We start from the raw sequence: 23,046 nt of genomic DNA, 5'->3' as shown, positions 1-23,046 counted from the left end.
TTTATTTTTCTAAAGATTCTTGTACCAATTTGCTGGCTAATTTCGGATCAGCTTTACCGCGCGAGAGCTTCATTACTTCTCCCATAAATAAGCCCGTAAGGCCTTTTTTGCCGGCTTTGTATTCGGCAACTTTATCTGGGTATTTGGCTAAAGCTGCATCTACCCAGCCTTGTAGCTCGTCGGTATTGGATTCCTGAATTAAGTTCTTTTCTTCTGCTAATTGTGCAGCCGTTTTTTCGGGCTCCGCTAATAAGGCTTTGAATAATTCACCAGTAGCAGCGGTATTACTCACTTTACCTTCATCAACTAAGGCGATTAACTGTGCAATTTGCTCGGCCTTTAAAGGGAAATCATTGATGTGAGCGGCTTTTTCATTCAACCAGGATTTAATGCTACCCATAATCCAGTTGGCGGCCGACTTATAATTGTCGGTATGCTCAATGATTTGCTCGTAAAACAAGGCTATTTCCTTACTATCAGTAAGTAAGGAGGCATCGTATTCGCTTAAGCCATGCTCACGATACTTAGCAAAAAGTTCTTTGGGAAGGGGAGGCATCTGCTCCTTCATTCCACTCACATATTCTTCACTTACAATTACCGGTTGTAAGTCGGGTTCATTAAAATAGCGGTAATCATGCGCATCTTCTTTGTCCCGCAGTAATTGGGTTTTGGCGCGTGCCGCATCATAGGTAAAGGTTTGCTGAGTAACCTTACCTCCGGATTCGATTAGGGCAATATGGCGGTGCACCTCATAATCGATGGCCTTCTGTACATTCCGGAAGGAGTTCATGTTTTTCACCTCTACGCGGGTACCGAATTTTTCTGCGCCCACTTTGCGTACGGAGATATTTACGTCGCAACGCAAACTACCCTCTTCCATATTACCATCACTAATGTCGAGGTAGCGCACTAAACGCTGCATTTCAGTGAGGTATTGGTAGGCTTCTTCGCCCGAACGGAAATCGGGTTCGGTAACAATCTCCAATAGGGGAACACCGGCCCGGTTCAGGTCAATTAAGGTATTGAAGGGGTCAATATCATGCGAGCTTTTACCCGAATCCTCTTCCATGTGGATACGCGTAAGATTAATGCGCTTGGGATTGCCATCATCATCTTTAACCTCAATAAAGCCACCATTACAAATCGGAGTTTTATCCTGAGTAATCTGATAGCCTTTAGGAAGGTCAGCATAGAAATAGTTTTTACGGGCAAATTCATTCACTTCACGAATTTGCGCACCCACTGCTAAACCTAATTTAACCGCGGCTTTCAATGCCCCTTCATTAAACATGGGCAAAGTTCCCGGATGTCCGAGGGTAATCGGACTAGTTTGGGTATTGGGAGAAGCCCCATATTCGGTAGGATCCGAAGAGTAGGCTTTACTCCGCGTATTAAGCTGAACGTGGATTTCGATACCGATAACCGGTTCGTATTGGGCCCTTAAATCGGCCGATACTTCATTTTTCGCCATGGGTGCAAAGATGCGAAATGAATTTGGCTCTGAAGAAAGGGAAGATTAGGAAAATAGGGACTCTAGGTCACTTAAAAGCAAGCTTTGGTCTGCAGCGCTGAAAATGGGTTCTACCGGAAGGCTGTATAAGGGATAATCAGCTTCAATGCCTGCTAATAATGGACCTAGTTTCACCCGATCTTTATCGGTGCATAATAAGGCGGCTTGGGCTTTTTTGGCTTCCGCCAGATGCGTCTTCAGCTCGGTTTCCGTAAAGGCATGATGATCAGGGTAGGAATTGTTTTTTAAAATGGGATATTCCTTTTCCAAATATTCGATCATTGCTTTGGTATCGGCAATTCCGGTTATCAGATGCAAAGCTTTCCTAGCTTCCAATTCCTTTCCAAATTGATCACGAATCTTGCCGTATTTCAATTCACTGAATAATACCTGAGCCTTGGTATAGCGTGCTGTGGCCTGCACATAACTTTGTTTTAGGGCCTCATTTAATTTCGCCGGGCATTTGGTGAAGATGACAAAGTCGGCCCTTTCGGCCCCCTTGCGAGATTCACGTAAATAGCCAGCCGGCACCACATGATCATTAAAGAAAGGCTGATCAAAGCGGCTGAGCATCAAATATCGATGGGCTTTTACATAGCGATGTTGAAAGGCATCGTCGAGCAAGATAAGTTTCGATCCAGCGGCTTCGGCAGCTTGCACGCCAAACTTACGCTTTTCAGATACCCAAACCCGTACCGGAAACTTTTGGGCAATTTGTAGGGCTTCGTCACCAAAGTCTTCTGCACTTCCCTTTGGTTTTACTTCTAACAAACCTTTAGACTTACGACCATAGCCTCTAGAAACTACTGCTTTGGGTTCTGCACTAAGCTGCTGGATTAAAAATTCTGTAAAGGGAGTTTTACCCGTTCCCCCCATACTTAAATTGCCAATGGCGATAGTGGGCACCGCACTTTGATAGCTTTCCAATCTACCCTCATCAAAGGCTCGGTTACGAGCGGTGGTAACCAGATCGTAAAGCATGCCAAAAGGGCGCAATAGTATTTTCAGGGCTGGATTCAAGCTTTATTCATTAAGATCTTTTCCCAATCCTTGGGATGATACCATTCCATATTTTGCTCTCTGCGAAACCAGGTCATTTGTCGCTTGGCATAACGCCGACTGTTTTTTCGAATTTCATCCAAGGCAAACTCTAAATCGTAGGCTCCTTCAAAGTAAGGGAAGAGCTCCTTATAACCTACGGTTTGTAGTGCATTGAGTTCTTTTAAATCAATAAGAGGACGAGCTTCTTCCAAGAGTCCTTCAGATACCATTAATCCCACCCGTCGGTTGATGCGATCGTAGAGTTCGCTTCTATCGAGTTCCAAACCAATTTTGCGAACTGTATAGGGTAATTGCTTCTTAGCTTGATTGCGAAAGGAACTGTAGGGCTGGCCGCTACTGCGAATCACTTCCAAAGCTCGAATCAAGCGCTGGGGATTTTGAATATCCATTTGTGCATAGTAGTCGGGGTCGCTGGATCGCAGTTCATGCTGCAAGCATTCTAAGCCTTTAGTTTCCAACTCTAATTGGAGTTCTTCACGGATTCCAGCTGCCACCTCAGGCATTTCATCAAAACCTTCAATTAAGGCTTTAAGATAGAGCCCACTGCCACCTACCAAAATAAGGGTATCGTATTTCTGATGTAGTTCAGCAATGCGAATGGCGGCATCTTCCGCGAAAGCGGCCGCATTAAACTCATCTTTTACACTACGGTCTAAAATGAAGTGGTGCTTAACCCGCTTTTGCTCTTCCTCGTTGGGAGCTGCCGTTCCAATGGGAATTTCGCGGTAAAACTGTCGGGAGTCGAAGGAAAGAATTTCCGTTCCAAGTGCTTCAGCCAGATTTATTGCCACCGAGGTTTTTCCCACGGCGGTAGGACCAGCTATGCACCAGATTGATTTTTTAAAGTTCTGCGCCACAGTGCTGACAGTATTTGGCTTGCATAGGGAGGCCCTCTGCATTACAATTGGAACAGCTTTTACTATTGCTGGATTCTTCCTTGCTTTGGCTGCGAGTGATTTCTGAGGTAACAATCCCGGTGGGTACGGCAATCACACCATAGCCCATAATCATAATCACCGAGGCAATGAATTGCCCAAGGGGAGTAGCAGGACTAATATCGCCATAGCCTACAGTAGTAAGGGTTACGATACACCAATAGATGCTTACAGGAATACTCTTAAAGCCATTCTCCGGGCCTTCAACGAGGTACATGACGGTGCCCATGATAAAGTTGATGCAGATTACGGCAATGAGGAAAACCGCAATTTTATGTCGTGATGCCCGCAATGCCGTTCCCAATACATTGGCTTCGCCAATAAAGCGCACCATTTTCAGCACTCGGAAAACCCGCAATAATCGCAAACTGCGTATCACAATGAAATATTGGGCCCCTCCTAAAACCATGGCTAAATAGGAGGGTAGGGTAGAAACCAAATCGATAATGCCATAAAAGCTCCATACATAAGTTATGGGGCGTTTAACGATGGCCAAACGTACTAAGTATTCAATGGAAAAGAGGACGGTGAAAAACCATTCCAGCATCACAAATTGCTCCTGATACTGGGCTCGAAGTTTCGGTACGCTTTCCAGCATAATTACCAGCAGACTGCTTAAAATGGCGATTAAGAGGAGTACATCGAATCGTCGACCTGCGGGGGTGTCGGATTCGAAAATAATGTGATACCATTTCTTTCTCCAGTCTTTTTCTGCGGGTTCCAGCATTAAAGGTCTCTTTTGCGGATCAAGAAATAAGAACTAAACAGAAATACCAAACTGTAAGCCAGAGAAACCCACCACATATGCCAGTTTAAGCTAGGTGCTTCTTGCTGACCAAAGAAATCGAGAATACGACTTATGGGTTCCGGTACCAGGCCCCGAGAAGGTCGGGTAGGGAGGTAATCGAAAAAGGCCTCACCGGGCTCGCTAAGCCAATAGCCTAAAAACTGCTCTACCACGTAGTAATACATAATGAGGATTACAATGGTGATCACACTCTTTTTAGTCAGGAAGCCCAGGAATAAGGCCATACAGAGTATGAAGAAGGTTTCCATGAAATAGCCGATCAAGAAACTGCTTTCAGCCCAAAGATTCGCATCGGCCATATCATTATTGGCATAAGCCAAAACCACAATGGTAATTCCTACAACGATGGTGCTGAGTACAGAGAAGAGCACCAGGGTAAAAACCTTAGATAAGAAAAACTGACCTACGGAAAGGCCGTCAATAATATTTTGACGATAGGTACGGTATTCAAATTCGGAGCTCACAAAAAAGAGCAGCAAGAAAGCCGGAATAAACTTGAAGAAACTGGCCCAGAAGGTGGCATTTTGCCAGATCAATGGTAAACGATAAAAACCCGCTTCTTCGAAAGTTCGAGGGAGCAGCATCATAGCCAAACCGGCATCAGCAGCATCTTCAGCTTTAGGCCCTCCACCTGGAAGGGGAATTTTACCGAAGGTCCAGAGTAAGACCGATAATAATACCAGGAAAAGACCCATGCCCCACCAGAAAAAACGGTGGGTACGCAGCTTATACCATTCAATTGCAATGAGACGCATCATGAGTCGATCAGTTTTAAAAATCCTTCTTCTAAGCCCGCTTGCTTAATCTCCAGATGATTGAGGAAAATCTGGCGTTCAGCTAGCCATTGATTGAGGTCTTCTGCTTTTAATTCGGGATCAATCTCCAAATCGAAGAAATGCCCATCTCTATGAATGTTTTGAATTTGTGGATGCTGGGTCAGTAGTTCTTCCAATTGAGAATCGTCACTGGCTTTAATGCGCAATAAAGCGGCATCCCCTGATAATTCAGAAGCTAATCCTTCGAAGCGTAATACTCCATTTTGCAATACTACTACATGCTCACAAACCTTTTCTACCTCGGCTAAAATGTGACTGGCCATGAGCACGGTAATTCCCCTTGCGGCGATATCCAGAATAAGCTGACGAACTTCAGCGATACCTCTGGGGTCTAAGCCATTAGTAGGCTCATCTAAAACCAAAACTTCAGGATTTCCTAAAAGGGCTGAAGCTATAGCCAGGCGTTGTTTCATGCCCAGGGAATAGGTCTTGAACTTATCATCTGCTCTATCTAAGAGCTTAACTTGTTCGAGTACTTCTTCAATATTGGGTTCTTTGATTTGCTTCACCTTGGCGGCCAGAGTCAGATTTTGACGGGCCGTCATATAAGGATAGAAATTAGGCGTTTCCAACAGGGCGCCTATATGCTTCTTCGCTTCTTGAGGTGATAAATTATCAAACCAAGAAAAGGAGCCGGATAGAGGCTGAATTACCCCTAGAATCATTCCCAAGGTGGTAGTTTTTCCGCTGCCATTAGGACCAAGAATCCCAAAAACACTTCCCTTGGGGACCGCGAAACTAACTTCGTTTACCGCTTTGATGCGGCCATAATGCTTGCTGAGCTTTTCGAGCTTTAAGACGGTATCCAAATTTAGACTGGCTTAAAAATGAGCGGAAAATTTCGTAAATTTAAAAACATCAATAACATAAAAGAGGGGCTATGGGAAACAATACGAACCCGTTTAAACGCATTGAAAAAGAGTTGATCGACAATTTGCGCTTTCCCGCGCAAGAAGTATTATCCCGAGCAGAAGACTTAAACGAACGCAAGTTGGTATTGCATCGTGCAACCAGCCTAGGAAATTTACAAAAGCATAAAGTTTTAATCCGCTTTGAGGATGATGATGGCATTAAGGAGGTATATACCACCATCTGGGCCATCACAGATAATAAAGTGCTACTAAAAGCCGGACGTTTAATTCCCGTACATCGTATACACTCGGTAGAGATCAGCTACTCTTGATAGTCGTCAAAATCGTCAAATTCATCGAGGTCCAGGTCCAGATCAGCAAATAGATCATTAGACCCTTGGGCCTCGGGTCTTTTAGGGGCCTCCTCTGGTCGCATCCCTTGAATTAATACCACTTTGCTACGCTCTGTTTCCGGGCCTTCAGCAGATAATACCTCCAGGAAGAAAGTCCACATCTCCAGAAAATCATATACATAGAGCAATCGATCGCCCTCTTCACCCAATACATGCTGCACCTGCAAGTCTTTCATGCTGGTTTGGCGCTCATCAAAAGGCATTAAGGGGATTTCATGCCCCTGTTCCCAATCTTCGTTACTATGATAGAAACTAGCCATTTCACCCGGACTAAGCTGAAAGCTTTGCAGGATAGCTAAGTGTAGTTGATCTAAATTAAGGTCTGCGGGTACGAGAAGGTCACGTAATACATCTTCTTCCTCCCAGTCGAGGACCACTCGTATTTTAATGCTCATGATCTTGTTTTGGTTCTAGGCCCATAGAACGGGCTTTATCGTATAAAAAGCGCAGGGCTTGTTCGCGATCGTTTTCGATTTCTCCGTCTAAGATAGCATCCTTAACCGCGCTTTTCAAGTTTCCAATTTCCGGACCGGGCTTTAAATCAAAGATTTGCATGATTTCCATGCCATCCACCGGAGGTTGAAACTGACGCAAGCGGTCCTTTTCTTCCACTTCGATTAACTTATCGCGAACCTCTTGATATTTAGCCAAGTAGCGCTTTTTCTTCTTTTCATTGCGAGTGGTTAAATCCGACTCACAAAGAATCATTAATTCATCAATATCTTCTCCGGCATCGAATAAAAGCCGGCGGGCTGCAGAGTCGGTTGCTTGTTCCTCCGCCACTGCCTGGGGACGAGAACTCAACAACACCATTTTCTGCACATATTTCATGGGTTCACCCAATGGCAGTTTTAAACGGCGGAAGATCTTCCTCACCATTTTAGAGCCTACAAACTCATGGCTGTGGAAAGTCCAGCCGGTGCCCTTCACAAATTTCTTGGTGGGTGGTTTGCCAATATCATGGAAGAGGGCTGCATAGCGCAACCAAATGTTTTCACTGCGAGCAGCAACATTATCAACCACAATGGCGGTATGATAAAAATTGTCTTTATGACTCTGTCCTTCCAATTCTTCCACACCTGCCAGGTCTACAACCTCAGGTAGGAAGTGTTGCAATAATCCCGTGCGATAGAGGAGGATTAAACCTTTGGAAGGCTTGGGAGAGGCCATAATTTTATGGAGTTCATCTACAATGCGCTCCATGCTGATGATCTCCAATCGCTGATTTTGATTGTGAATCGCTTGCAAGCACTCATCGGTAATGGTGAAGTCCAATTGGCTAGCAAAGCGAATGGCGCGCATCATCCGTAAGGGATCATCGCTAAAAGTGATTTCGGGATCTAAGGGAGTACGGATAATACCCTCATTCAAATCCTGAATGCCCCCAAAGGGATCGAGGAGTTCACCATAATTTTCTTTGTTGAGGCTTAGCGCCAGGGCATTGATGGTGAAGTCGCGGCGTTTTTGGTCATCTTCACGACTGCCATCTTCCACTATAGGTTTGCGGCTGTCGCGCTGATAGGATTCGCGTCGCGCTCCCACAAATTCCAATTCCAAATCTTCCTTGCTCAGTTTAATTTGAGCCGTACCAAAGTTTTTAAAGACGTTCACCTTTCGGCCCCCGAGCCGCTTAGCTACTTCCTGGGCCAATTCAATCCCGGAGCCTACGGCTACTACATCAATATCTTTGGGTTCTTTCCGCTGCAAGATTAAATCACGAACATAGCCTCCTATCACATAGGCCTCTACACCCAGATGGTCTGCTGCTTCGCCCAGCGTGCGAAATATAGGATGATCCAGTGCTTTTTGCATGGGCTTAGGCCGGGATTACTTTTTCGGATAAAATACCGAGTACAATGAAGAGAATCAAACAAAAATAGATTCCCACATGACTGCGCTTGATCTTTTGCTTTAGTTCCAGGACTTCTCCTTTTTCATCTTCCTCAATAGGAACGGCATAAAGCATGGGGAAAAGTAGAAAAGCCTCGGCACGTAGATTACGCTCCTTGATATCCTTCCAATCAAAAAATAAAAAGCTCTTTAGCGTCCCCACCTTTTTACCAGCTTTAATTTGCAAATACTGCATTTGCAAGGCCATCTTTCGGTGAAATAAGAACAGTAGCCCGAAAATTACCAGGGCAGTGATGCTAAAAAATACTACGGACATGCGCTGAAATGTGCTGCAAAAATAAGGCTTTATTCAAGCTTAAGAAACTGAAACTTCCTGATAATGTTTCAGGGTTTTGGCCGCCATTTTTGATGGGGTAAAATCTTGTAGAATTTCCGTGGCTCTCTTAGTCAATTTGGAAGCCAAAGTAGAGTCATTTAAAACTTGTAAAACTCCTTGAGCCAGAGCGGTAGCATCCTTCACCTTGCATAAAATACCGCTTTTTTGATCCTTTACCATTTCCGGAATTCCTCCAGCATTGGTAGCGACTACTGGAGTGCCGCTGGCAAAGGCATCTAAAACCGAAGTTCCTAATCCTTCCATTTCAGAACTAAAGAGGAAACAATCCAGATCAGCTAATATTTCAGGGACATCCTCACGAAATCCCAAAAACGTCAATTGCTTCTCCAATCCCAGCTTCTGCTGATAGGCTTTTAATTCCGTTTCCAATTCGCCAGTTCCGGCAAGGAAGAAATGCAAATCCTTGCGCTCGGTTAGCAATATTTTAGCCGTATCCATAAAAGTGAATAGATCTTTATGGCCCGTTAAAGCGGCCACATTGCCTATCCATTTTTGTTGAGCGAATTGCGGGAATTCGGCCCGAAGCTTTCCTTTTTTTACGCCTTCAAAGCGAGAGGGTTCAATGGCGCTGTGTACAGTGAATATGCGATTGGGATCCTTAAGGCTCTTTTTGAGTATATCTGCAATAGCCTCACTTACACAGAGGTAGCGAGAAACCGAAGGATGATTGTATTTAAAGGCGCTCATCCGCGATCGGGCCACCGGGAAATCTACCCGGCGAGATACCAGCAAAGGACAAGAGGCAGAGAAAAATTGCTGGGCATAAACCGCAAAACCATGGGCATGGGCATCATGGGCATGCCACAGTCCTATTTGGTTTAGCTTGTGATAGCGACTTAAGCCTGCGGAAAATCGCAAGTCTACAGAACTGGCTTTGGCCAAGGCAAGCACCGGGAATTTATTCTCCAGCGCCCATTGGTGTAGAGGAGCATTGGCAATGCAAGCAATATGCTGTTCAATACCCAATTTTTGCAGTTCGAGGCAGAGGTAGGCTATTTGTTGTTCGCCTCCGCGCCATGACCTTGCGGTTGATATATGTAATATGGGAACCTGCATCAGGACTTCTGCAATTTCATGAGCTTCCGATACTTAAGATAGGTGGCATGAGCACTCCAGCGTGCGATCATCCAGCCTTCCTTACCATCTAAAAAACCTAGACGGAAAACATATGCTCGAATGAATTTCAAGAAAGGGGAGAAGAGCAATTTGAAGTAGCTGGAGCGTTTGCCATTATCAAAAGCAGCTTTGGAGGATATATCCGTGAACTTTCGAATTTGGGCAATATGCTCTTCAAAGCTGTAAATGCTGTAATGAAGTAAATGTCCGGGTAAATCCTGAATTGTAGATCCCTTTTCCATGATAAAGGTATCATGTGGATTTTGCCCACCCCAAGCGCCTTTGCGGCTGTCCCAGAGTCTTAGTTTCCGATCGGGATACCAAAGCCCGTGACGAATCCATTTACCGCAATAATTGGTCAGGCGATTTAAACGATAGCCGTCGGCCTTCCAGTTTTCTTTGATGGTCAAAATAGCCGCTTCCAGTTCTTCGTCCAGGGCTTCATCTGCATCCAGCGAAAGAACATGAGGATATTTAGCTTGGGAAATGGCCCAATTCTTTTGTTGAATATGCCCTTCAAAAGCATGAGGTACAAAGCGAGCACCAGCGGCTTTAACCAATTCTTCGGTGCGATCCGAACTAAAGGAGTCTACTACAACAATATCATCAGCTACCTTTTGCAAAGAAGCCAGACAGCGAGCAATATTCTTTTCCTCGTTGTAGGTGATAATGACCGCCGAAATTTTAATCATGTCCTGCAAGTTCGCGGTAAGTGTCCATCCATTGACGGGCAATTACCTGATCTTTAAACTGGGCTACAAAATTACGGTTCTGCTTAATGGATTTTTGACGAAGGTTTTCGTCCTCCCAGAATTTGCGAATGGCTGCCCCTAATTGTTCAGGAGAATTTTCTTTTACCAATAAGGTTCCGGGGCCGGCCACTTCTTTTAGGGCAGAATTGGCACTGCTTATTAAGGCCGTATTACAGGCCATTGCCTCGACCAAGGGAATACCAAATCCTTCAAAATTGGAGGGATAGGCCATAAAGGTGGCCTTTTGATAGAGCCCCGCTAATTCGGCATTAGGCCCCACTTTAATAGGGCGAATGAGTTTCTTTTCTTCTGCCGAAAGGCTATTGTAAAAATCGGCCCAATATTTTTTAGGACGGCCCACCAGCACCAAGGGTATATTCTCTGCCAAGCAAGCTTGCGCCAAGGCAACCGGATTTTTACGCGGTTCTAAAGTTCCAACAAACAAACCAAAGCGTTCGGGTAAGGTCTCTCTTTTAATGAGGGCCTCTCCTAAGTCTTGATGATCTTCCCAAAATTCAGGCGCACAACCTTGACCAATTACTTTAATCTTACTCGGGCTTATGCCCAAAAGTTTGATGAGGTCTTCTCGAGTTTGATGACTAATGGCTACCACCAAATCGGCTCTTTGGCAAGCCGCGAGGGCCTTACGCTTATAGATCTTACGATCGATGGCCTTGTATAATTCGGGGTAGCGTAGGAAAATCAGATCATGAATACTCACGATGGATTTTATGCCCAGTCGGGATAATCCTTGGGGCAATTCAGCCGAAAGGCCATGAAAAATTTCTACGCCTTCTCTTTGGGCTTGTTTGCTGATAAATCGTCGGCGCCAAAGTTGAGCGTAAAGCTTCGATTTTAAAGCCGGTAATTGTTCAACAACATTGCTGGGCGCTGGAAAGCTTACACTGCCTGGCCAGGGATTGTAAAGGCGAAATTCAGAATCGGGATAATCTGCAGCGAGGGCACGAATTAAGTTGCGGCCATAGTTTCCCAGGCCACTATGGTTGTGGTAAATGCGCTTTGCTTCGTATCCGATGATCATTCTGAAATACTATGCCACTGGCCCTTTTGATAGGTAGCCAGGGCCTTGCCTTTAAAGGTATAATCTGTAAATGGATAGTTTGCTGCTTTGCTTTTTTTGCGATGGTCTTTCCAGTTCCATTCCATTTCCGGATCGAATAGCGTAAGGTCCATGGTGCCGCCTTCCGCAATACTACTATCAATGTGGTAATTGATGATTTCACGGTTTTCGTGACTCAGGCACTGTACTATTTTTTCCAAGCCCAATTCGCTTCCCAACTCTGTGTTAAGAAGGGCAAAACTGGCTTCTAAACTGGCGGCACCAAACTGGGCCAAGTCAAATTCGCAGCGTTTTTCTTCGATGGTGCGAGGACGGTGATCACTAGCAATGCCTTTAAGGGTACCATCTTTTAAAGCGGCAATTAAGGTTTGGCGATCATCCTCCGAACGAAGCGGTGGGTATAACTTAAGATTACTATCGTATTGATCCAAAGCCTCATCAGTCCAAACCAGATTGAAGAGGTTTACATCGCCACTAACTTTGAGTCCTTTGGCTTGGGCCTGACGAATTAAATCTACGCCTATTTTGCTACTTACTCCTTGAAAGTGAATCGCGCTTTCGGTATATTCTGCCAGTGAGATATCACGCGCCATAGTAAGACTTTCCGCTAATTCAGGAATGCCTTTTAAGCCTAACCAAGTGCTTTTGCTTCCTTCATGCATTTGTCCGCCTGCCGTCATGGCCGTATCGTATGATAATACTTGCAAAGCTCCAGGCAACTCGCGATGGTAGAGTAGGGCCAGACGCATTAAGGCGGCATTGCTTACCGCTTTGGTTCCATGACTAAAAGCCAGGGCGCCGGCCTCGCGCATATCGTACATTTCGCTTAGTTCTTCCCCTTTAAGACCCTTACTGAAGGCCGCAATGGGTAAAAACTCTACCGGACTTTTTCGGGAATGGGAGCGTAGGTATTCTACGGCCGATTTAGTGTCAACTACCGGATCGGTTTGCGGAGATAAAGCTACCGCGGTAAATCCTCCCCATTGGGCAGCAGCGGCTCCACTTTTTAGGGTTTCCCGATCTTCATGACCCGGATCATTAAAGTTGGCTCTTAGCTCTACCCAACCCGGACTTAAGTGCAAATTCTTTCCTTCGATTAATTGGGCCCCTTCTGCTTGAAGATTGTTTCCCAGGGCGGCAATTTTCCCCTCTTTTAAAAGTACATCTAGTACTTCCTGATGGTGGGGTGAAGAAGGATCGAGGATCCTTACATTTTTAAGGAGGTAGGTGGCTTGGTTCATCTTCGGCCGGACTTTAAGAATAACATTTCGAGGAATAGAAATAATAAGGTGAGCATCACGAACCAGGGCCACAGGGCCGTATTTTCCATTAGGATGCTGGCTTTGAGCTGGGCTTGTTCTTGATTGGAAGAAGGGTCAATGATTTGCGCTTCAGGCTTGAAAAGTTCATTTAGCTTGAGCTCGGATCCTTGCAATAAGCTTTCCCGCGGATCTAGATTAACAGAGAAGTAGGCGATGTTTTGCTCTTTTCTTTGAACCGGATAATTTCCGGCTTCCAATTTCTGAGCGCCCAAACGCAATTCATAATGATCATTTAGATAGCGCTGGTAGGGAATAAGCTCCCCACCTTGAACCGTAATCTTTAAAGCTTCTTCCATTTGTGGAGCTTCCACAATTTGATAATCCTTAGCATTTCCAGCCTGTACATAAGACTTTGCCTTGCCACCGGCGTAAAAAGAAGCATTGGCTAAAAGCGGAATTAATATAGGGTGTGAAGCTAAATTGCTTTGATCTGGATCAATGCTGCTTAAGGCATAAAACACCTGTCCATTGGCCAAAGGCTTGCGGGCGATTAATGGTCGATTCTTGCCAAAACTCAAAAGGTTGATGGAACTCCGGTCCAAACTTTGAAGATGCGATTTTGAATAGGGAAGAAGGGGGGCTTTTCGATTTTCAACGAAGGTGTTTTCCAGGTAGGGATCCACTTGATTGAGCTCCTGGGCCATCAGGCTATCTACAATCCATTTTCCTTCAAGCTTAATACCTATACTTTGCAATTGCTGTTGATACATCTGGGCATCTGAGCCAGGGAAAAACCAAATATTCTTGCCTTTCTGTAAATGTTCTTCCAGTCTTTGCTTCAAGCTTTCGCTGATGGCTTGATTACCTGCCATAATGATCAGTCGGGATTCTGCTAAATAATCGTAATCCAAATCCTGGCTACTACTCTTTTTAAATTCAAAATAAGGGTCGCGAAAGATGTTTAATGGTAGTGCGGTTTCCTCTTGTTCTGAGAGATAATAAACCTTTTGCTTAGCCAGGGTTTGAAAGCTGAAATAGAATTGATTATCAAAATTAGGTTCGCCCTTAGAAATACTAATTCGACCGCGATAGGCACCTGCTTTTTGTGGAATAAAGCTAATGGGGAAGGCGGTACTTTCTTGGGCAATTAGGTCAACCACGCGCGCATTTTGCAAGGTGTCATTTAACCAAAATTCTAGGCTCACCCCACTGAGCTCCTCTTGAGAATAGTTATGCAGGAAAACTTCCATATCCTGTACCAAGCCCGGTACAAATACCGGTGCTTTAAAGGCCAGGGAATCAATTGCAGCATTATTAGTGCCCACATCGCTGCTTAAGGCCAATAATTTAATTTCTTCATTATCGGTACTTTCCAGAGCTTCGGAATTTAGTATTCCGGCTTGGAAATCACTTAAGAAGAGAATCTGATGATTTGCTTCAGGGTTTTGGGAGCTGAGGTTCCGAATGCGATTGAGAACTTCTTCCAGACTGCGAAACTCGGAACTGTAATCCAATTGCTCGGCTAAATCTTTGGCTTCAGAAGCTGGATAATAGCGTTGATACTTGCTGTCAAAATCATTGCTGAGAACCTGAACCTCGATGTCTTCACCTAAGGAACCTAAGAATTGCGAGGCAAAAAGTCGCGCTTGATTTAAAAGCGGGCCCTGGCTGCCATCCCTTTTCATGCTCAGGGAATTATCTACATAAAGGTGCAGATACTGCTTTTTTTGCTCACCGGTATTTTCCGTGCTATTAAAATAGGGAAGGGTAAATGCACTTACCAGGGCGGCCAATGCTAATCCCCGCATAAGCAGTATTAACCAATATCGTAGACGTTTAACCGATTTTCGTTCTTCTTCTAATTGCTTTAAAAAGCGCGTGTTAGAAAAGAAAACGGTTTTTGGTCTTCGTAAATTGAAGAGGTGGATGAGCAGTGGTATGCTCAGGGCGAAGAGAGCCCAAAAGAATTGAGGAAAGCCAAAATTCATCAAAGCACAAAAGTAGTGGATTGGAGAGAATAGCCGAGCACGAAAACTAATTTTCGCTCAACAGAATTTCATCCAGGAAATCTGAGATGGCTTTTTCGGTTCCCGGAAGGTCTTTAGATTTAACGGGGGAGCCCAATACATGGTTCCCCACCTTATCCAGTTTCACTAATCTCTTTTGATTTTCAGGCGTGCCTAAAAGTTCGTGCATCCATTCAATTTTTGCCACCGAGACTACTGGATCTTGCTCGGTTTCCGACTTATAATAGCAGAGGTTTAATACGGGTTGTTTCACCCTGGCGAAGGTTTCGGGAATTAAAGTGCTTTCTAGTAAATTTTCTAATTCAACCAGGGCGTGCACGGTATATAGGGTATCCCAATAAAGAGCATGACCGGCTGAATCGGATACTACTCGGCGCTGATTTCCTAGGACCAAATGGGCGATTTGCTCGCCCCAAGGATCATCTAATAGGAGGGCATTGGGGTCTTTTACCCTGATATTAGGAGATAAATTAATGAGGGCCTTCACCTTGCTGGGGAATTCGGCAGCCAGGTTTAAAGCATAACTGCAGCCTGTGCTGGTGCCCATAATTAGGACTTTCTGCCCCAGTTTTTCGGCTAAAGCCAGAAATTCTTTCGCATCCTCCCAAGCGCCTAAGGCAGTGTATTCTCCTAATTGCTCCTTTTGGTAACCATGTCCGGCTAAGCGTGCTAAAAGTAAATTGGCACCTAGCTTTTCGGCGATATGCTGATGGAGTGGGGCTCCCTCTCCTTGACTGGCAGAAAAACCATGTAAATAGAGAACTACCCATTCGGTTTGGCGAATACTATCGGCCCATATGATGCGCGCCTCATTGTCTTTTCGCAATTCAAAAGCGGCTTCACGGACCGCTAAATAATGGTCAAGTTCCTCTATGGATGCTTCGATTTCCGGAAGGGAAGTGTCAAGGCTAATAACTTCGGGGCGGGGGCCGGCAAAGTAAAATGCCGTAAGTAAACCTATAATTAGGATACTGATTAGAAGACCTTTTTTCATTTCATCAATTTACAATCTACCAGGATGTAATTGAAATCTTCCGTATCAGTTTTATTGAGTTTTAATGTACCTACGAAATTGAGGTAATCATCCGTTTCCAAGCGTGGTGGTTTTTCTTCGAAATGCAGGCTCATCACGCTTTCGGGCCCGGCACCACCACAGAAAAAGCAGGCGCTGAAGGGATAGGCGGATAAGGCATATTTTCCTCCATCTACATCCAAAGGAATAACATAGCCTTTGATGAGCACCTTTTTTCCATTCAAATTTTCAACTTCATCACTGAAATCCGGAACTAAATACCAGGCTTCAAATTCTTCGAAATATTGATCGACGAAATCCACTTTGGCCAATAATTTCCAATCAATAACCTTAGCTTCATTTTGAGCCATCAGGCCCCAGCCACTTAAAAAGAATGCAAAGAATACTAGCTTTTTCATTATCCGGAGATTTCGGCATTTTCAAGGGTGAAAAAGAGACCCGAACCATTACGGTTGAGTTTGAGGGTTCCTTTTATAGGTAGGTACTTATCGGTGGCAAATCGCCCGGGATCGGCGGTGAATTTTAATTCGATTACCGTTTCGGGTCCGGCATTGCCACAGAAGAAACAGGAGCTAAAAGGATTTTTGCTTAAGGCATAAGTGTTGGCTTCTACATCTACCGGTATTAAGTAGCCCGCAATGATCACTTCCTGACCTTCAAATTGATCTTCTAAAATCTTTGGGAACTGAGGCGTATAAAGTCCGGTAGCAGGATCCTGACTGTAATTGGTCATGGCTAAAACCGGCCAGGCCAGATTTTTTTGAGCCAGAACATTAAATCCAAAAAAGAGGCTAAGCGCCAGAAAGAGATACTTAGGCATGGGCCAGAGTTTTAATAATGTTGATGCGATAAGCATGCCAGGCTGGCAAGACGGATGCGATAATTACCACGCCAATTAAGGCAAGCAGGGTGTAAATACTGTTCCAATTGAAGAGGACTTCAGAAGTAGATAATTGATAGGCCGGGCTTACTAAGGTGCCAATAAATTGGAAGGCAATAATATTGAGGATAAGGGCTATAATAAAGGAGATCAATCCAATGATCAGGCCTTTAACCAAGATGAATTTCAGAATGCGAGAGGGCGGACTGCCAATGGCCCGAAGGAAGGCAAACTGGGGTTCATCATCCTTAAGTCCTTGAAATAAAGCCAAGAACACCGAAAGTGCCGCGATGCCAATGAGGAGGTAAGCCAAAATATTAAGGAATTGCACAAAGGAATCAGCCAGGCTAAAAAGGCGGTTTACCTCAATGGCAGGTAAGGCAGCTTGCATGGGTGTTTTCTCATTAACCATGCGGGGCAACATGATATTGGCCATGGGGCTTTTAAAGCGAATTAAGGCGGCGGTAATTTCTTTGGGTCCGTCGCCATGCTCATGCACATCCCATAAAGATGCGGTGGGGCATAGGATCAATTCATCCAGCACGGTGCCACTGCTTTGGTAAATCCCAACTACTTTAAAGGGATGGTGATGATGTTCTTCAGCTTCTTGATTAAGGCCATGGGAACCTTCAAAAGTATCTCCCACTTGTAATCCGGTGGCATCCGCTACAGCTGATCCTAAGACTACCTCCATGGATTTCTGAAAACCGCGCCCTTCCGCTAATTGCATAGAGTACCATTGGGCATAATTGCTATCGGTACCCACAATGCGCCAGGAACGGAAGTTGTCGCCATAAGACAGGGGAACGGCAGCTTCGATTAAGGGGTGCTTGATTAATTTCTTGTACTCATCTAAGGGAATGTTTCCGGTAGGTGGATCAATATGATAAACACTACTCAAGATAATTTGCAGGGGACTGCCTTTGGCTCCCACTACCATATCAATACCCTTGATATTATTGCGGAAGGAGTCCTCGAAACTATTGCGACTATTAAGCAATAGTAGGATTAATCCCGTACTGATAGCCAGGAGAATAACACTCAGGCTATGATGTAAGCTTCGGTAGCGAATGCTTTTCCAGGCCGCTTTCCATTGATTCATAGCGAATAACTTTTAGGGATTCGGTCCTTAAGCCTTTGATCGTGGGTAACCACTAATAAGGCACTTTCAAAATTTTCTACTACGGATAGTAAGAGTTCACCCACTTTGGAGGCATTATGATCATCAAGAGCCGAGCTGGGTTCGTCGGCTAAGATTAGAGCTGGCTTTTGCAAGAGGGAGCGCGCAATGGAAGCTCTTTGTTGTTCTCCCAGGCTGCAATCAGCGGGTTTCTTGAATTTAAGATGACTGATCTGCAATTGCTCAAAAAGGTGATTGATCCAATCTTGATCGACTTTAGAACCTTGGTAGCGCGCACTGAGTTGAAGGTTTTCTTCCAGATTGAGATAGGGTAAAAAGAAGGGACGTTGAAATACCAAACCAATATGCTGGGCCCGAAATTTTTCCTTCTCCCTTTCTCCCATGCGTTTAAGATCAGTCCCCATGATACTTACAGAACCACTTTGGGCACTTAGCAATCCAGCTAATAAATGCAAGAGGGTAGATTTACCGCTGCCAGAAGGCCCTAGTAGTAGTGCGGCTTCACCTTTGTTGATCCCGATGTCAGGAAAACTAAAGGTCTCCGTTGTAGGGTAGGAGTACTTTAGTTCGGAACTTTGTAGAATCATAAAAGCAAATTTAGCTAAGAAATAGGGTCATGAGAACATTAGTCATCGGCGCAAGCCCCAAACCAGAACGCTATTCGAATCGTGCATTGCTGATGCTTCATGAGCATGGTTTTGAGACGGAAGCCTTGGGTCTACGCGAATGTACTTATGCTTTTGGAAGTATCGATGCCGGATTTCCAAAATATGAGGATATCGATACAGTAAGCCTGTATGTGGGACCTAAAAATCAAGCAGTCTATTATGATTATATCCTGGCTTTAAAACCCCGCAGAGTGATCTTCAATCCGGGAACTGAAAATCCTGAATTCTATGATAAGTTAGATGCGGCCGGGATTGAATATGAGCAAGCCTGTACTTTGGTTTTATTGAGTACGGGGCAGTATGATTCTTAATTAGCTGAAAAATCAGCGCTAAAATCATTCTTGAATTCAAGAATCATGTCATTTGGGTTCGGACCTAAAACTTGGAGATCAAAATGCCATCTTTCCTCAATTAGCATTTCGCAATCACCGGGATTATCAACGTATAGTGCCAATTGATGATTATTAGTATCAGTGCTAATCCATCTCAGATGTGCTTCTGTGCTGGAACAACCACTGTATTGAAATTGGACAACTAAACAGCCATCGAAATTCTTAAGGTCTTGAATAACTACCATTCTCAGATTGCTATCCGAATGCTCGCTTGCTTTCTCTAGTTCCATACATGCTATGGCTACATCACCTTGTATTTCGTAGGGCTCTAAGTCTTGCATTTTAATCTTAGACTGAGGTACTGCGCTGGAGGGAACTGCCTTTTCTTGAGAAGTAGATTTTTTAGAACCGCAAGCACCCAGAAATAAGATACCGATTAGGGCCAAAGAAGAAAAGCCTCGCATAAAATGAAATTTTAGAAGGCTTCGAAGTTAAAAGAATAAAGGGGATGCTGTGACCTTAGGAAAGTAGTTTCTGGCGCAGTAAGAATTCCAATTGCTCATTGGCTCTTTCGAGCTGATCAATAAGGTCTCGGTTTTCTCTTCTCAGACGAAATACTTCATGAGCCGACAAAATAGTGGCCTTCAAATCGTCGTAATGCCAGGGCTTATTAAGGTAGCGATATACTTGTCCGCGGTTAATAGCATCAATTACCGCATTGATATCAGAATAGCCGGTGATCAAAATTCGCATGGGCTCAGGATTGATCTTCTGCACCTCTACCAAAAATTCAATCCCAGTCATATTTGGCATTCTTTGGTCAGTGAGAATAATATTGAGCTCTTCCCTTTTAAAAATCTCTAGACCCTCAGCCCCTGATTCTGCGGTGAATAAGGTGAAATCTCGACGAAAATTGGCTTTAAAAGCCTGCAAGTTGTGGGCTTCATCGTCGACATACAAGATTTTCACATTTTCGTTCATCTCTAAATCAAAAATCTAAGGTAAAAGTAAGGTAAATTTCAATACTATGCCGTAATTTGGCTGATAGATTTCAGGGTGTCCTACACATGGAAAATGCAATAAACTCCAAGCTAAAAAACTCATCTCCAGCAAGTTTGAGTGCGAATAAAAATACATTTATTCCATTTATTTACGACATGTCTAAGGAAGATGATAGAACGAAATTAGAAGTATTTCTAGATAAAAATAATTCACAATTAAATGTTTATAACTCCATTGAAAATCAGATTTTGGAGTTGTATAAAATTGACAATCCGAAGCTTAAGCCAGACGCTAATTCGCTTAAAAATTACTGGTCTGAATGGTGCGCCCAGCAAGACCCTGACTATTATGGGGTATGGGTTTTTTATCCCTGGAGCAATTCGCTGGTTCATTTAGTGCCTAAAGAGGATTTTATTCGTCTTAGGACTTCGAGGAATCAATATAAGATTCATCCCGAAGAGCAAGATTCATTAATGAATAAGAAAGTGGGCGTGATTGGTCTCTCGGTAGGTCAGTCAGTGGCGCTCACCTTAAGTATGGAAAGGGTCTACGGAACTTTGCGGATTGCCGACTTCGATCATCTTGACTTAAGTAATCTCAATCGTATTCGTGCCGGAGTGGCAGAATTGGGCTTGCCTAAAACCACAATTGTGGCTCGGGAAATAGCCGAGATTGATCCCTTTTTAAAAGTGGAAGTCTTTGACGAAGGCATTACTGAAGACAATCTCGATGAATTTTTAGGTGAGGGCGACAATCAATTAGACCTTTTGATTGAGGAATGTGATTCCTTAGCCATTAAGATAAAGGCTAGAGTAAAGGCACGGGCGAAAGGTATTCCAGTTATTATGGATACCAGCGATCGAGGTATGATGGATATTGAACGTTTTGATCTGGAGCCTAGTCGTGCTTTAATGCATGGGATGGTTTCGGAAGAAGGCGCTAAATCGATCGATCAATGGACTGCCAAAGAACGTTTGGCTCTGGTGATGGATATGGTTGGAGCGCAGAATATTTCTTCGCGTTTAAAAGCTTCTTTACTCGAAGTTGAGGAGTCTTTAACCACCTGGCCTCAATTGGCCTCTTCCGTAAGTCTTGGTGGTGCACTGAGCACCATTGTAAGTCGCAATATCCTTTTGGGAAAGCCGGTACAATCGGGGCGCTTCTATTTAGATGCCGATGAGATGTACCTCGAGGCAAAGAAAAATGATGAACAGGCTACTACAAATGTGACTAGTAGTCCTGAAGAATTAAGTTTCGACTATTGTTCTCAATTATTGGCGCAAAGTGGGGTGAAGGCTTCTGCCGATGCAATAGAGCTCAATTCTGAGGAAATTGATGATCTAGTTGAAAAGGCTTGCTTAGCGCCTACCGGTGGAAACGTTCAGCCTTGGAAATGGATTTGGAAGGACTCCATGCTAGCCCTTTGTCATGATAAACACTATTCGGTGAGCTTTTTGGATTACCGTCATAGAGGTAGCTATATAGGTTTGGGTGCGGCTATGGAAAACTTGGAGCAAAGAGCTTTGGCAATGGGCTATCAGGCCCAAGAGCTGTATAGAATGGACACCTTTGGTGCAGACTTAGTTGCTGTTTACTCCTTTTCTAAGATATTAAGTCCCAAAGCTCCTTTCCAAGATTTTGGTGATCGCCTCGATATTCGAATGACCAATCGCTTAAAGGCTCCGGAATACAAGGCAATCCCCGAGGCGGTGAAATCTGAAATTGGCTTAGCCTTAGCCGATAGCTCCTTTGCCATGAATTGGCTAGAGGATCGCAATAAAATTGAGGAGCTGGCCGAGATTATTGGTAAGGTTGAACGTCAGAGGATATTAGATCCCTGGGGTCATCGTGATTTTATTCATGAGGCACGCTGGACTAAAGAGCAAGCAGAAGGAAGCAGAAATGGTGTGGATTTACGCACCCTCGAGCTTTCCGAAGCCGATAAGGTAGGCTTTAAGCTTATTCAAGATGCAGAGGCCATGGCCAATTTAAGAGAATGGGATAAGGGTACTGCCTTAATAAAGATGAGCACGGATGCCATGAAGAACTGCTCCGCCTTAGCCATTTTACATAGTTCAAAGCATGATGCAGCTACCGTATTAGAAGGTGGGAAATGGGTAGAAAGAATATGGTTGTATTTAAATGATCAGGGAATATCCTATCAGCCGGTTTCGCCAGCTACCTTTATGTTTGCTCGCTTATCCGGTGAGGATGTCAGTACCAGTCCTTATCTTAGAGAAAAATTAAAAGAGCTGAGGAAAGCTTATTTAGACCTCTTAGGTCTAGGGGAAGACGTAAATGATTTATTCCTTTGCAGACTTTTTTATGCCAGGGAACCAAGTATTAAATCTTTACGCAAACCTATCACTGAAGTGTTTAAAAATTTAATGGAAAACCGTGCTTAGACTTAGAGCGTTTAAGGCAGTGGACGATCCCGAAAGCTGTCAGAAATTTTTAAAAGGCCATGGTGACATCCTAAGCAGTATTGGGGTTAATAAAGTGACTTCCAATAAAGCTACATGGGTGGAAAATCCAGGTACCTATGTGCTGGTGGTCGAAGACCCCGATAGCTTAGAAGTATTGGGTGGCGCTCGTGTGGATACCTCCTACGGTAATAGCAAATTACCCATTGCCTCTGCCACGGGATATATGGACCCTACTATCCATGATCATATTGCCGATGCCGCTACCGAAGGAACCGGCGAAATTTGTGGTCTTTGGAATTCTCGAAAGGTAGCCGGATTGGGATTTGGAAGCTTATTCCTTACTCGAGCGGCGGTAGCCATTACAACCCAAATTAATGTAAAATCCTTATTTGCCCTGTGTGCACCCTATACCATAGCTACCGCAGAGAGTTTCGGTTATAAGGTGATGCATGAGGTGGGTAATGATGGTACTTTTTATTATCCTAAACTGGATCTACTGGCAACGGCCATGAAATTACCCGATACCTCAATATTGGATGGAGCCTCAGAACTTGAGCTCGATCGGGTGGGATCCTTACGTCAGGAACCTAATCAAAGATTTGAAGAACAATCGCGCCGCCGCATGGTGGATGTACAGTATCAATTGGATTTAAAGCTCTAGGA

At 44.2% G+C, this 23,046-nt stretch carries 25 protein-coding genes; 4 read left to right on the top strand and 21 right to left on the bottom strand.

Annotation, left to right across the window (positions count from 1 at the left end):
• Nucleotide 1: 1 nt before the first annotated feature.
• The 6 genes from gatB to H4K34_RS01215 are packed head-to-tail and all read right to left on the bottom strand — an operon-like array spanning nucleotide 2 to nucleotide 5,960.
• Nucleotides 2-1,471, bottom strand: coding sequence for an Asp-tRNA(Asn)/Glu-tRNA(Gln) amidotransferase subunit GatB (gene gatB, locus H4K34_RS01240; protein ID WP_210759023.1), 1,470 nt, complete (start codon nucleotides 1,469-1,471; stop codon nucleotides 2-4).
• Between the two features lie 45 nt (nucleotides 1,472-1,516).
• Nucleotides 1,517-2,530 carry a tetraacyldisaccharide 4'-kinase gene (gene lpxK / locus H4K34_RS01235; protein WP_210759022.1) on the bottom strand — a complete coding sequence of 338 codons (1,014 nt, stop codon included), beginning with the start codon at nucleotides 2,528-2,530 and terminating at the stop codon, nucleotides 1,517-1,519.
• Nucleotides 2,527-3,429 carry a tRNA (adenosine(37)-N6)-dimethylallyltransferase MiaA gene (miaA, locus tag H4K34_RS01230; RefSeq protein ID WP_246452168.1) on the bottom strand — a complete coding sequence of 301 codons (903 nt, stop codon included), beginning with the start codon at nucleotides 3,427-3,429 and terminating at the stop codon, nucleotides 2,527-2,529. The genes lpxK and miaA overlap by 4 nt, the downstream gene beginning before the upstream one ends.
• Nucleotides 3,413-4,234, bottom strand: a complete 822-nt coding sequence (locus tag H4K34_RS01225) for an ion transporter (protein WP_210759020.1) — start codon at nucleotides 4,232-4,234, stop codon at nucleotides 3,413-3,415. Before H4K34_RS01225 ends, miaA begins: the two co-directional genes overlap by 17 nt.
• On the bottom strand, nucleotides 4,234-5,073 hold the full coding sequence (locus H4K34_RS01220; RefSeq protein ID WP_210759019.1) for an ABC transporter permease: 840 nt from the start codon (nucleotides 5,071-5,073) through the stop codon (nucleotides 4,234-4,236). The genes H4K34_RS01225 and H4K34_RS01220 overlap by 1 nt, the downstream gene beginning before the upstream one ends.
• A complete protein-coding gene (locus H4K34_RS01215) occupies nucleotides 5,070-5,960 on the bottom strand; it encodes an ABC transporter ATP-binding protein (protein ID WP_210759018.1) in 891 nt (296 codons plus the stop codon). The genes H4K34_RS01220 and H4K34_RS01215 overlap by 4 nt, the downstream gene beginning before the upstream one ends.
• A 71-nt stretch (nucleotides 5,961-6,031) precedes the next feature.
• Here H4K34_RS01215 and H4K34_RS01210 point away from each other — a divergent pair, with 71 nt between their 5' ends.
• Complete coding sequence (locus H4K34_RS01210; RefSeq protein ID WP_210759017.1) at nucleotides 6,032-6,334, top strand: hypothetical protein; 303 nt, start codon at nucleotides 6,032-6,034, stop codon at nucleotides 6,332-6,334.
• Here the strand turns inward: H4K34_RS01210 and H4K34_RS01205 are convergent.
• The 13 genes from H4K34_RS01205 to H4K34_RS01145 are packed head-to-tail and all read right to left on the bottom strand — an operon-like array spanning nucleotide 6,325 to nucleotide 18,542.
• The gene (locus H4K34_RS01205; RefSeq protein WP_210759016.1) at nucleotides 6,325-6,810 is read right to left on the bottom strand and encodes an IS1096 element passenger TnpR family protein; all 486 of its coding nucleotides are present in this window, start codon (nucleotides 6,808-6,810) and stop codon (nucleotides 6,325-6,327) included. The genes H4K34_RS01210 and H4K34_RS01205 overlap by 10 nt on opposite strands.
• Entirely contained in the window at nucleotides 6,800-8,227 is a 1,428-nt protein-coding gene (locus H4K34_RS01200; RefSeq protein ID WP_210759015.1) for a CCA tRNA nucleotidyltransferase, read from the bottom strand. The genes H4K34_RS01205 and H4K34_RS01200 overlap by 11 nt, the downstream gene beginning before the upstream one ends.
• Nucleotides 8,228-8,231: 4 nt before the next feature.
• A complete protein-coding gene (locus tag H4K34_RS01195) occupies nucleotides 8,232-8,582 on the bottom strand; it encodes a hypothetical protein (RefSeq protein ID WP_210759014.1) in 351 nt (116 codons plus the stop codon).
• Nucleotides 8,583-8,621: 39 nt separating this feature from the next.
• Entirely contained in the window at nucleotides 8,622-9,719 is a 1,098-nt protein-coding gene (locus H4K34_RS01190; RefSeq protein WP_210759013.1) for a glycosyltransferase family 4 protein, read from the bottom strand.
• On the bottom strand, nucleotides 9,719-10,471 hold the full coding sequence (locus H4K34_RS01185; RefSeq protein ID WP_210759012.1) for a glycosyltransferase family 2 protein: 753 nt from the start codon (nucleotides 10,469-10,471) through the stop codon (nucleotides 9,719-9,721). The genes H4K34_RS01190 and H4K34_RS01185 overlap by 1 nt, the downstream gene beginning before the upstream one ends.
• Nucleotides 10,464-11,573 carry a glycosyltransferase family 4 protein gene (locus tag H4K34_RS01180; RefSeq protein WP_210759011.1) on the bottom strand — a complete coding sequence of 370 codons (1,110 nt, stop codon included), beginning with the start codon at nucleotides 11,571-11,573 and terminating at the stop codon, nucleotides 10,464-10,466. The genes H4K34_RS01185 and H4K34_RS01180 overlap by 8 nt, the downstream gene beginning before the upstream one ends.
• On the bottom strand, nucleotides 11,570-12,853 hold the full coding sequence (locus H4K34_RS01175; RefSeq protein WP_210759010.1) for a dihydroorotase: 1,284 nt from the start codon (nucleotides 12,851-12,853) through the stop codon (nucleotides 11,570-11,572). The genes H4K34_RS01180 and H4K34_RS01175 overlap by 4 nt, the downstream gene beginning before the upstream one ends.
• The gene (locus H4K34_RS01170) at nucleotides 12,850-14,862 is read right to left on the bottom strand and encodes a vWA domain-containing protein (protein ID WP_210759009.1); all 2,013 of its coding nucleotides are present in this window, start codon (nucleotides 14,860-14,862) and stop codon (nucleotides 12,850-12,852) included. The genes H4K34_RS01175 and H4K34_RS01170 overlap by 4 nt, the downstream gene beginning before the upstream one ends.
• Before the next feature lie 46 nt (nucleotides 14,863-14,908).
• Nucleotides 14,909-15,895, bottom strand: coding sequence for an alpha/beta hydrolase (locus H4K34_RS01165; protein WP_210759008.1), 987 nt, complete (start codon nucleotides 15,893-15,895; stop codon nucleotides 14,909-14,911).
• Complete coding sequence (locus H4K34_RS01160; protein WP_210759007.1) at nucleotides 15,892-16,332, bottom strand: DUF3299 domain-containing protein; 441 nt, start codon at nucleotides 16,330-16,332, stop codon at nucleotides 15,892-15,894. The genes H4K34_RS01165 and H4K34_RS01160 overlap by 4 nt, the downstream gene beginning before the upstream one ends.
• Entirely contained in the window at nucleotides 16,332-16,754 is a 423-nt protein-coding gene (locus H4K34_RS01155; protein ID WP_210759006.1) for a DUF3299 domain-containing protein, read from the bottom strand. The genes H4K34_RS01160 and H4K34_RS01155 overlap by 1 nt, the downstream gene beginning before the upstream one ends.
• Nucleotides 16,747-17,916 (bottom strand): ABC transporter permease, encoded by a 1,170-nt coding sequence (locus H4K34_RS01150; RefSeq protein ID WP_210759005.1) that lies wholly within the window; start codon nucleotides 17,914-17,916, stop codon nucleotides 16,747-16,749. Before H4K34_RS01150 ends, H4K34_RS01155 begins: the two co-directional genes overlap by 8 nt.
• Entirely contained in the window at nucleotides 17,913-18,542 is a 630-nt protein-coding gene (locus tag H4K34_RS01145) for an ATP-binding cassette domain-containing protein (protein WP_210759004.1), read from the bottom strand. Before H4K34_RS01145 ends, H4K34_RS01150 begins: the two co-directional genes overlap by 4 nt.
• Before the next feature lie 29 nt (nucleotides 18,543-18,571).
• Here H4K34_RS01145 and H4K34_RS01140 point away from each other — a divergent pair, with 29 nt between their 5' ends.
• Nucleotides 18,572-18,934 (top strand): CoA-binding protein, encoded by a 363-nt coding sequence (locus H4K34_RS01140; protein WP_210759003.1) that lies wholly within the window; start codon nucleotides 18,572-18,574, stop codon nucleotides 18,932-18,934.
• Here the strand turns inward: H4K34_RS01140 and H4K34_RS01135 are convergent.
• Together H4K34_RS01135 and H4K34_RS01130 are read right to left on the bottom strand one after the other, a co-directional pair.
• Nucleotides 18,931-19,419, bottom strand: a complete 489-nt coding sequence (locus H4K34_RS01135; protein ID WP_210759002.1) for a hypothetical protein — start codon at nucleotides 19,417-19,419, stop codon at nucleotides 18,931-18,933. The two genes, H4K34_RS01140 and H4K34_RS01135, sit on opposite strands and share 4 nt — an antisense overlap.
• A 55-nt stretch (nucleotides 19,420-19,474) precedes the next feature.
• Nucleotides 19,475-19,936 (bottom strand): response regulator, encoded by a 462-nt coding sequence (locus H4K34_RS01130; protein ID WP_210759001.1) that lies wholly within the window; start codon nucleotides 19,934-19,936, stop codon nucleotides 19,475-19,477.
• Between the two features lie 86 nt (nucleotides 19,937-20,022).
• On the opposite strand from H4K34_RS01130, the gene H4K34_RS01125 reads away from it, so the two are divergent.
• Together H4K34_RS01125 and H4K34_RS01120 are read left to right on the top strand one after the other, a co-directional pair.
• Nucleotides 20,023-22,362 carry an Rv1355c family protein gene (locus tag H4K34_RS01125; RefSeq protein ID WP_281384685.1) on the top strand — a complete coding sequence of 780 codons (2,340 nt, stop codon included), beginning with the start codon at nucleotides 20,023-20,025 and terminating at the stop codon, nucleotides 22,360-22,362.
• On the top strand, nucleotides 22,355-23,044 hold the full coding sequence (locus H4K34_RS01120; protein WP_210758999.1) for a hypothetical protein: 690 nt from the start codon (nucleotides 22,355-22,357) through the stop codon (nucleotides 23,042-23,044). The genes H4K34_RS01125 and H4K34_RS01120 overlap by 8 nt, the downstream gene beginning before the upstream one ends.
• The last annotated feature ends 2 nt before the right edge of the window (nucleotides 23,045-23,046 follow it).

The sequence above is a fragment of the Croceimicrobium hydrocarbonivorans genome, assembly GCF_014524565.1.
In the GTDB taxonomy this organism is placed as follows: Bacteria; Bacteroidota; Bacteroidia; order Flavobacteriales; family Schleiferiaceae; genus Croceimicrobium; species Croceimicrobium hydrocarbonivorans.
The sequence above is the reverse complement of the archived record's forward strand: the minus strand, read 5'-3'. Positions and strand labels throughout refer to the sequence as shown.